Source organism: Actinokineospora sp. UV203, from assembly GCF_056323665.1.
On record NZ_CM150484.1, the window covers coordinates 4,475,419 to 4,484,504 of the forward strand.

12 protein-coding genes are annotated in these 9,086 nt (G+C 70.7%); 1 reads left to right on the forward strand and 11 read right to left on the reverse strand.

Features of this window, described 5'->3' with window-relative positions:
* Positions 1-53 precede the first annotated feature (53 nt).
* The 3 genes from ACUZ2Y_RS21390 to ACUZ2Y_RS21400 are packed head-to-tail and all read right to left on the reverse strand — an operon-like array spanning position 54 to position 2,408.
* Positions 54-884 carry a beta-keto acid cleavage family enzyme gene (locus ACUZ2Y_RS21390; protein ID WP_476321564.1) on the reverse strand — a complete coding sequence of 277 codons (831 nt, stop codon included), beginning with the start codon at positions 882-884 and terminating at the stop codon, positions 54-56.
* Positions 885-918: 34 nt separating this feature from the next.
* Positions 919-2,031 (reverse strand): CAF17-like 4Fe-4S cluster assembly/insertion protein YgfZ, encoded by a 1,113-nt coding sequence (gene ygfZ, locus ACUZ2Y_RS21395; RefSeq protein WP_476321566.1) that lies wholly within the window; start codon positions 2,029-2,031, stop codon positions 919-921.
* Complete coding sequence (locus ACUZ2Y_RS21400) at positions 2,028-2,408, reverse strand: Fur family transcriptional regulator (protein WP_228769973.1); 381 nt, start codon at positions 2,406-2,408, stop codon at positions 2,028-2,030. Before ACUZ2Y_RS21400 ends, ygfZ begins: the two co-directional genes overlap by 4 nt.
* 94 nt (positions 2,409-2,502) lie before the next feature.
* Here ACUZ2Y_RS21400 and ACUZ2Y_RS21405 point away from each other — a divergent pair, with 94 nt between their 5' ends.
* The gene (locus ACUZ2Y_RS21405) at positions 2,503-3,348 is read left to right on the forward strand and encodes an aminodeoxychorismate lyase (protein WP_476321568.1); all 846 of its coding nucleotides are present in this window, start codon (positions 2,503-2,505) and stop codon (positions 3,346-3,348) included.
* Between the two features lie 82 nt (positions 3,349-3,430).
* Here the strand turns inward: ACUZ2Y_RS21405 and ACUZ2Y_RS21410 are convergent, their stop codons facing one another.
* The 8 genes from ACUZ2Y_RS21410 to ACUZ2Y_RS21445 form a co-directional block, all read right to left on the reverse strand.
* On the reverse strand, positions 3,431-4,303 hold the full coding sequence (locus ACUZ2Y_RS21410; protein WP_476321570.1) for a 5-oxoprolinase subunit C family protein: 873 nt from the start codon (positions 4,301-4,303) through the stop codon (positions 3,431-3,433).
* Positions 4,300-4,914, reverse strand: a complete 615-nt coding sequence (locus ACUZ2Y_RS21415) for a 5-oxoprolinase subunit B family protein (RefSeq protein ID WP_476321572.1) — start codon at positions 4,912-4,914, stop codon at positions 4,300-4,302. The genes ACUZ2Y_RS21410 and ACUZ2Y_RS21415 overlap by 4 nt, the downstream gene beginning before the upstream one ends.
* A 4-nt stretch (positions 4,915-4,918) precedes the next feature.
* Positions 4,919-5,554: a heme-binding beta-barrel domain-containing protein gene (locus tag ACUZ2Y_RS21420; RefSeq protein WP_476321574.1), complete on the reverse strand. Its 636-nt coding sequence runs from the start codon at positions 5,552-5,554 to the stop codon at positions 4,919-4,921.
* A gap of 166 nt (positions 5,555-5,720) precedes the next feature.
* Positions 5,721-6,359 carry a peptidoglycan-binding domain-containing protein gene (locus ACUZ2Y_RS21425; RefSeq protein ID WP_476321576.1) on the reverse strand — a complete coding sequence of 213 codons (639 nt, stop codon included), beginning with the start codon at positions 6,357-6,359 and terminating at the stop codon, positions 5,721-5,723.
* Between the two features lie 157 nt (positions 6,360-6,516).
* Positions 6,517-6,816 (reverse strand): DUF1416 domain-containing protein, encoded by a 300-nt coding sequence (locus ACUZ2Y_RS21430; RefSeq protein WP_187218750.1) that lies wholly within the window; start codon positions 6,814-6,816, stop codon positions 6,517-6,519.
* Positions 6,817-6,846: 30 nt separating this feature from the next.
* Positions 6,847-7,686, reverse strand: coding sequence for a sulfurtransferase (locus tag ACUZ2Y_RS21435; RefSeq protein ID WP_476321578.1), 840 nt, complete (start codon positions 7,684-7,686; stop codon positions 6,847-6,849).
* On the reverse strand, positions 7,683-8,165 hold the full coding sequence (locus ACUZ2Y_RS21440; RefSeq protein ID WP_476321580.1) for a DUF4395 domain-containing protein: 483 nt from the start codon (positions 8,163-8,165) through the stop codon (positions 7,683-7,685). Before ACUZ2Y_RS21440 ends, ACUZ2Y_RS21435 begins: the two co-directional genes overlap by 4 nt.
* Positions 8,166-8,386: 221 nt before the next feature.
* On the reverse strand, positions 8,387-8,800 hold the full coding sequence (locus ACUZ2Y_RS21445; protein WP_476321582.1) for a TlpA family protein disulfide reductase: 414 nt from the start codon (positions 8,798-8,800) through the stop codon (positions 8,387-8,389).
* Between the last annotated feature and the right edge of the window lie 286 nt (positions 8,801-9,086).

Below are 9,086 nucleotides of genomic sequence, written 5' to 3' on the forward strand. Positions count from 1 at the left end.
CATCCTCCGATAAATAGTGCCTCGCCGCCATATCTGCACCTAGCTGTCACTGCCTAGCTTGTCACCCCGAGCAGCACCCGCGCCTGATCGGGCTTGATCGGCGGGCGTTGGGCGATCCGCGCGAGACCCGACGCGCGGGCGACCAACTGGGCGTTGTCCTTGACCCGTTCGCCCCGCGCGTAAGAGATGGTGTCCTCCATGCCGACGCGGACGTGCCCGCCCGCCGACAGCGCCGCGAACAGCACCGGCAGGGTCGAGCGGCCCACGCCGGTCGCGGAGAAGGTGGCGCCCTCGGGGATCAGCCGCAGCGCCGCGGCGAACGTCTCGGTGTCGCCGGGCATGCCGCCGGGCACACCCATCACCAGGTCCAGGTGCACGTGGCCGCCCGCGGGCAGGCCGTGCTGGTCGAGCAGCCTGCGCAGGGCGGTGAGGTGGCCGAGGTCGAAGATCTCGTACTCGGGGACGATGCCCCGGTCCCGCATCCGCTTGTGCAGCTCGACGATGAAGTCCCAGCGGTTGAGGAACACGTCGTCGCCGAAGTTGAGGGTGCCCATCGAGCACGACGCCGAGTCGGGCATCGCGTCGAGCACGCGCAGCCGGTGCTCCTCGGGATCGGTGACCGCGCCGCCGGTGGAGAGCTGCACGATGAGGTTGGTGTTCTCCCGCACGGCGGCGACCGTGTCCTTGAGCCGCTGCAGGTCCAACGACGGCTTCGCGTCGTCGTCGCGGATGTGGATGTGGATCATCGCGGCGCCGACGCGCTCACAGTCGCGTGCGGTGGCGACGAGCTCGTCCAGGGTGACCGGCAGGTTCGGCACGTCGGATTTGGCGTGCTCGGCACCGGTCGGGGCGACCGTGATCAACGTGCCCGGAGATGTCGACATGGCGCCGATCCTGGCATACCGAGCCGCGGTTGACTCAATGCCGGAGGCCCTGAGCCGCCACTCGACCCAGCGCGGGGGTGTCCGGCGGGATGGAGTCCGGGTCGACCGATGCCTGGGTGGACTCGCCCGCGACCAGCTCGGCGCCTGCCCCGACGGACCGCTTCAGCAGGGCGAGCGCGATCGGGCCCAGTTCGTGGTGCTGGGCGACCGAGCCGACCCGGCCGACGACCTTCTCGCCGCTGCGGACCGTGTCCCCGGTGTCGGGCAGGCTGTCGGCGCTGCCGTCGAGGTGGAGCAGCAGCATCCGGCGCGGCGGCCTGCCGACGTTGTGGACCTTCGACACCGTCTCCTGGCCGCGGTAGCAGCCCTTGGCCACGTGCGCGGCCGACGGCACCCAGTTGACCTCGTGCGGGATTGTCTTCTCGTCGGTGTCGACGCCGAGCCGGGGCTTGCGCGACTCCACGCGCAGCGCCTCGAAGCCGAACGTGCCCATCGGGCGCGCGCCCGCGTCGGTCAGCCTGGTCCACCACGCGACCAGCTCGGCCCGAGGAACCAGCAGGTCGGCGGCGTCATGGCCGGGCCACGGCATCCGCCGGACGACGACATCGGCACCTTCCGCGACGGCGTACTCGCCTACCGGGACGGGCAGTCCGACGCGCTCCAGCAGCTCCGGGGTCTCCGGGCCGACCAGCGACAGGACGGCGCGCTCGCCGCTCGCGTCGCGCGGCTCGACCTTCGACCAGAAGACCATCTGCTGGAAGTACTCCAACAGCGAGACCTGACCGCCGCGCGCGCCGGAGGCCCGCGCCTCGCGCTCGGTATCGATCCACACCGTGTCGCCCGCGTGGGCAAGCAGCATGTGCGCGTCGACCCGGCCCTGGCTGTCGAGCACCAGCGCCTCGGTGCCCGCGCCGCCAGCCAGGCCGGTGACGTGCTGGGAGATGACCAGGTGCAGCCAGGCCAGCCGCTCCTCGCCCGGGACCGCGATGACCTCGCGGTGCGATCGGTCGACGACGGCGACCTTGCGGGCGGCGGCCCGCTGCTCGGCGAACGGATCACCCCAGTGCCACGCGACACCCGAGTCCACCGCCCCGTCCGGCGGGGAGATGGCCCCTGGCAGGTCGAGGATCGGCGAGCGAGGTGTCACGAAGACTCCTGAGTGCAGGTGCGGCAGGTACCGGACAGGGCGAGATGGCTTGCGTCTAGTACGAACCCGTGGGCGGCTCGGACTGTTCCGGCGAGCCCTTCCATCATCGACCGCGGGATCTCATCGATGTGGCCACAGCGGTGGCAGACGAGGTGGACGTGCTGGTGTTCGTGCACCGAGTAGGTCGGCGCGCCGTGGCCCAGATGGGTGTGGCGGACCAGGCTGAGACTCTCCAGCAGCTCGAGTGTGCGGTAGATCGTGGTGATGTTGACCGACGGCGTGGTCCGCTGCACATGCTGGCAGACCTGCTCCGGCGTGGCGTGCTCGAGTTCGATCAGGGCGTCGAGGACCAGCTGGCGCTGCGGGGTCATGCGCATGCCGCGCTCGTGCAGCGTCGTGCGCAGTTCTTCGCGGTTGCCCAGGGTCTCCACCCCGCCGATGTTAGGCCTTCGGCGGGCGTAAAGTGCGGCCATGCGCGTGTTGGTGATGCTTGACGGAACTGTGGCCGATGCCGATCATCCGCACATCCGGGTCGACGACCTCGGTTTGCTGCGTGGCGACGGTGTCTTCGAGACCGTCCTCGTGGTCGACGGACAGCCCCGCGAGCTCGGTCCGCACCTCGATCGGCTGGCCCGGTCGGCGGCGATGCTCAACCTGCCCGCGCCGGACCTGGCGGCCTGGGAGCGCGTTTCCCGCCAGGTGATCGACCGCTGGACCGCGGGCGGCGAGTTGGCGCTCAAGCTCGTCTACACGCGTGGTCCGGAGTTCGGCGACGGCAGCATGACTGCGTTCGCGCTCGGCATGCCCATCGGCCCCAGGACGTTCACCCACCGCGAGGCAGGCGTCGCGGCGCTGACCCTCGACCGGGGGTTCGACCCGTCGATCGTGGAGCGCGCGCCCTGGCTGCTGCTCGGCGCGAAGACGCTGTCGTACGCGCTCAACATGGCCGCGCTGCGCCACGCCGAGGCGCACGGCGCCGACGAGGCGATCTTCATCGCGTCCGACGGCTCGGTCCTCGAAGGCCCCACGGCGTCGGTCGTGTTGGTCGAGGGCGACACCATGCGCACCACCCCGCCGACCATCGGCATTCTGCCCGGCACGACCCAGGCCGCCCTGTTCCGCGCGGCCGAGCGGTCCGGCTGGACGACGAAGACCGAGCCGATCCACCGCGACGAACTCGCCGGCGCCGAGGGCCTGTTCCTGGTCTCCAGCGTCCGCAAGGTCACCCGCGTGCACACCCTCGACGGCGTCGAACTGCCCGACTCGGTCAAGCTGCACACCGAGCTCAGCGCCCTCTACGAGTCCGAATACCCCTAACCCGCGAGTCGCCCCTCCCGGCAACCGAGTCGCCCCTCCCGGCGACTGAGTCGCCCCTTCCGGCGACTGAGTTCGACATTCGCTACGCGGTGGCCCGCGTCCGCAGGCGGATCTTGGTGCCCGGCCGCGCCTGCGCCAGCGCGGGCAGATGGCGCGGGTCGACCACGCCGATCACCGGGTAGCCGCCGGTCGTCGGGTGGTCGTTGAGGAAGATCACCGGACGCCCGCTCGCCGGCACCTGGACGGCGCCGGTCACCACGCCTTCGCTGGTCAGCTCACGTCCGGCGAACTCGGGAGCGCGCGTCAACGGCTCGCCCAGCAGCCGCAGGCCGACGCGGTTGCTCTCCGGCGAGACCGCCCAGGTCAGCTTCGCGAACTGGGCTGACGGGTCGGCGAACCAGTCGTCGCGCGGACCGAGCAGGACCGGGATCGTCAGGTGGTCGGCGGGGCTCGGCGGCGGCACGGCGTCCTCGCCGACCGGCGGCCCCGACGGGGTTCCCAGCGGCAGCACGTCACCTGCCCGCAGCGGGTCCGGGCCGATGCCCGAGAGCACGTCGGTCGACCGCGACCCCAACTGCGGCGGCACCTCGATACCCCCGGACACGGCGACGTAGCAGCGCAGTCCCGACCGCGGCGAGCCCAACTCGATGACCTGGCCCGCCCGCAGGTGGACCGGGGTGTGCGAACCGGCGTCGCGGCCGTCGACCGTGACCGGCACGCTCGGCCCGGTCACCGCCACCGTGCACGACCCTTCGGCGCGCAGGCGCAGCCCGCCCAGCACGGATTCGATACCCGCCGCGTCCTCGGAGTTGCCCGCGAGCCGGTTGGCCAGGCGCAGCGACGGCTCGTCCAGCGCGCCGGACGGCGGGACGCCGAGGTGCGCGTTGCCGGGTCGGCCGATGTCTTGGATCAGGGCCTGCGGCCCGGTGGCGAGGACGGTGACGGCTCGGGTCATCGCGCCTCGAAGCGGACGCGGTCGCCCGGGGCCAGAAGCGGCGCGGGGGTGCGGGCGGGGTCGAACAGCGCGTCGGCGTCGTCGGCGAGCCTGCCGAGCAGCCGCCAGCCGCCGGGCGAGGAGCGCGGGTAGACGCCGGTGAACTCGCCCGCCACGCCGATCGAGCCCACCGGGACCCGGGTGCGGGGCGTGTCGAGCCGGGGCTGGCGCAGCGGTTCGGGCAGGCCGGTCAGGTAGGCGAAGCCGGGGGAGAAACCGCAGAACGCGACGGTGTACTCGGCGCCGGAGTGCAGGGCGACGGTGTCCTCGACGCTCAACCCGGCGGTCTCGGCGACCAGCTCCAGATCCGGTCCGTCGTACACGGACGGCAAGACGACAGCCCGGGAAGCGGAGGCGGGCGCCTGCGACAGGTCGGTTCGGTCCAGGAGTTCGCGGACCTGGTTGAGCCCGCCCGCCCCCGGTGCGAACGACACGAGCACGGTCCGCGCGGCGGGAACAAGATCGACGACACCGGCCAGCTCGGCCAGCGCGGCCCGCGCGGCGGCGACCTCGGTCAGCGAGTCCAGCTCCACCAGGACCGCGGCCGCGCCGCACCGCCGCAGCCGCCGCACGGTCTTAGCCGACGATTCGCTGCAGGTATGCCGAAGTGTGCGGCTGCATCGGCTGGCCCATCATGGCCCGCTCCTCGACGTAGGCGAGGTCGCCGTTGTTGACCAGCCCGTAGAGCCGCTTGGCCGCGGTGACGTCCTTCGCCGAAGCGGTCCGGCTGACCAGATCGGTGCCGATCTCCCACGACGTCTGCGTGCGCGGGGTGCCGTAGTACAGCTCGAGGATGCCGGACGAGTGCGTCAGCAGGACCTCGATGGTGTCGTCGGCCTGCGGCCGCCAGAATCCGGTCTCGCGGGCGGCGGGCCGGATGACGTTGCCCTCGTCGTCGAGCAGCCACGACCGCGCCTCGTAGAACAGGAACGGCCTGCCGTCGTGCGCGAAGGTGACTTGCTGGCCGAACTTGAACGGCCCCTCGATCGTGGGGTAGACGACCTCGCCCTCACCGCGCCACACCCCCACCAGCGGCAGCAGCGCCAGGCAGGCGTCGTGCAGGTTGGGGCCCTCGCGCAGGTTCGAGGTGTCCGCCGGGATCGGCAGGTCGTCGAACTGCGGCAGGTTGCGGTGCCGGGTCTGCTCGGCGCGCTGCTCCGCGGCGTTGATCGCCGCGTCGCCGCTGCCGGAGACCGCGTCGTTCGTCGTCATATCAGCGCTGGTCAGCGTAGATGCGGTACACCACGTAGCCGGCGAACCACGTGGTCAACACACCCATGAGCACGAGCAGCGTCGTGAAGAAGATTTCCACAGACCGGAGGATAACGGCACGGGCCGCCGCGGACACGACCGCGGCGGCCCGAGCGTGGCGGGTGTCTCAGCGGCCCCAGCCACCGGAGACGGAGATGACGTCGTACATGGCCGACCAGGTCTTCGGGCCGACGATGCCGCTGGCCTTGATCCCGGCCGCGAGTTGGAACCGCTTGACCAAGGCGACCATCTCCGGGCCGTAGAGCCCGCCGCGGACCGCCCAGCCCGACTCGGTCGGGTAGAGCCGCTTGAGCGTCGCGCCGAGGTGGTCGACCTTCGCGAAGTTCCGCTCGCCGGGCTGGATGCCGAACTTCGGCGTCACCGCGGGACCCAACGTCAGTCCCGTGTCCATCCGACCGAACAGGGCCTGCCAGGTCTTGGACCCGACGATGCCGCTGTCCTTGATCCCGTGTGAGCGCTGGAAAGCACGTACGGCGGCGAGCGTCTTCGCGCCGTAGAACCCGGTGCCGGTCAGCTGGTAGCCGCGGTTGCGCAGGTTGAGCTGCAGCGCCAAGACGTGCTTGCCCGTCGCGCCGGGACGGACCTGCGGCTGCCTGCTCGCGTAGCTGTGCGAGTTCGTCGACGAACTCGCGGTCGACTCCGGGCACGCGGCGGCGGTACCCGCGCCTGCGGCCAAGCCGCCGGCGAGCACGCCGGCGGCCAGCAGACCGATGACGGACGTGCGGAAACAAGCCTTGATTCCCATGGTTTCTCCCCAGTTCGGCGGCCTTCCGGCCTCGTTGCCAGGTACACGCCTGAACCCGGGAATCGGTTGGTCACAAGGAAGTCACGGATTTCTCGCCCGAAAACACTGAAGCCCCCAGGAGGTCCCGGAGGCTTCAGTGTCTGGGTGAGCGGACGGATCAGGCGACCGTGATGGCCACGTCGTGCAGGCCAGGGCCCGCCGCGCTGACGGTGGCCTCGCCGTTGCCGGTGCGGTGCAGGGCGCGGACGGTCCAGTCGCCGGGGGCGGCGAAGAACCGGAAGTCGCCCGCGTCGGAGGCGACGACCTCGGCGGTGAACTCGCCGGTCGAGTCGAGCAGGCGCACGAAGGCGCCGCCGACGGGCTCGCCGCCCTTGGTGACCTTGCCGGTCAGGACGATCTCCTTGCCCGCGTCCACGTTCGCGGGCAGGGACTGGTCGGGGGCTCCGCAAGAGCTCATGTCAGGTATCTCCCTAAGTGGTGCGGCGGGTCAGTTCTGGGCGCCGATTTCGACCGGCACGCCGACCAGCGAGCCGTACTCGGTCCACGAGCCGTCGTAGTTCTTGACGTCGCTGTAGCCGAGAAGCTCGCGCAGGGCGAACCAGGTGTGCGAGGAGCGCTCACCGATGCGGCAGTAGGCGATGGTCGCCTTGCCCTCGTCGAGTCCGGCCTCCTTGTACAGGTCGCGCAGCTCCTCGTCGGAGCGGAACGTTCCGTCCTCGTTGGCCGCCTTGCTCCACGGCACGTTGATCGCGCTCGGGATGTGGCCCTTGACCTGGGCCTGCTCCTGCGGCAGGTGCGCGGGGGCGGCCAGCTTGCCGGAGAACTCGTCGGGCGAGCGGACGTCGACCAGGTTCTTCGCGTTGATCGCCTCGACGACCTCTTCGCGGAAGGCGCGCAGGCTCAGGTCCTGGTCCTTGGCGGAGTAGGTGGTCTCCGGGCGCGACACGGCGTCGGCATCGAGCGGGCGGCCGTCGAGTTCCCACTTCTTGCGGCCGCCGTCGAGCAGCTTGACCGACTCGTGGCCATAGAGCTTGAAATACCAGTAGGCGTACGCGGCGAACCAGTTGTTGTTGCCGCCGTAGAGGACCACGGTGTCGTCGTTGGCGATGCCGCGGGCGGACAGCAGCTTCTCGAAGCCCGCGCGGTCGATGAAGTCGCGGCGCACCGGGTCCTGCAGGTCCTTGCGCCAGTCGACCTTGACCGCGCCCGGGATGTGGCCGGTGTCGTACGCGCTGGCGTCCTCATCGACCTCGACGAACACCACACCGGGCGCACCGAGGTTCTCCTCGGACCAGGCGGCCGTCACAAGCACGTCTTCGCGGCTCATCGGGTGGTTCCTACTTTCTTATTCGTGATGGAAAGGCGGTTGAGCAGTAGATATGCCTCGCAGCCGAGGCAGAACCCGAACGCGGCGTTCAGGAAGGCGGCGGCCAGGGCGGCCGCCGTGGCGACGATTCCCAGCCCCACCAGCCCGGTCGCGTACCCGAGGGTGCCGACGACGGCGAAGCCGAAGCCCACCGCCTGGGCGAACCGGAGCGGAGCGGCGTCCTCCCGCTCGTCGGTCGGCCCCAGCCGGGGCGCGGCGAACACGCGGTAGAGCACGCCGTAGGGCGAGGAGTTCAGGCCGGCGAACGCACCAAGGGCGAACACCACGGCCTGGGCGGCCAGCAGCGGCCACCACCCGGTGAGGAGCACCGCGACCAGGACGGCCGTGGTGAGCCAAGCGCTGAAACGGGGACCGCGTGGGTCCACCTGGGGTGTTGCCGACTGTTGTTCGGCGACGGGTTCGGTGACTCGGTCGGTCACAGTGCCTCCTGACCTGGACGCGCGGGAAATGGAGTCCGGTGAGGGCGGAGCGGACGCTTGCGCGATCCTGGGCTTACCGCCCGATCAGATCGTTTCCCGACACAGCGAACTGTCGACACGGCAGAAATCCACCGTGCGTCGCCTGGTCAGAGTGCTGGTCACGGCGGCGAGTTTACCGACGATCCCTCGGTACGGGACTTCTGTCCAGCCAGTGGGACTGATCATGCCGACAGATGCGGCCGCAGCGCGGCCAACAGCGACTCACGCCGCGGCACCCCGCCGACCCGCAGAATCTCGGCCCCTTGGGAGTCCACCGCGAGCGTGGTCGGCGTCCGCAGAACAGCGAGCTTCTGGGCGAGTTCGGGCCGGTTCGTGAGGTCGATATCGGTGTGCGCGAGCCCGTCGGTCTTGTCGGCGAGGTCGGCCAGGATGACCCGGGCGTGCCGGCAGGGGGCGCAGAAGGTGGTGGACAGCTGAACGAGCGTGACATTGGCACGGGGGTCGAGCACGGCGCGCACATCGTCGGGCACGGTCACCGAGGTCTTGGTCCGCACCTTGCCGTCTCGCCACCGCAGCAGAACCCCGACCAACGCGGCGACGAGCAGGGTGCCGATGGCCACCAGGCCGCCGATCATCCGGTCTCCTCCCGTCGGGCGCCCCAAGCATCAACCTGCCCGTACCCGCGCGCATCCACGTCCAACCAGTGGAACAGGGCGGTAGCCGAGGTCATTCCCGTGGTGACAGGAATGACCGATGTGGGTGACGCTTGGGGCCCGGCGGGCGCCTGCGGTCTTGGTCTTGGGGTTCCTGTTCGGGTGGTTCGCCTGCCGGCTTTGGCGGGTGGGTTCCTGTTCGGATGGTTCGGCCCGTTGCGTTTGTGCTGGTCGGGGCCATTCCCCGGCAGGCCGCGCAAGCCCGAAT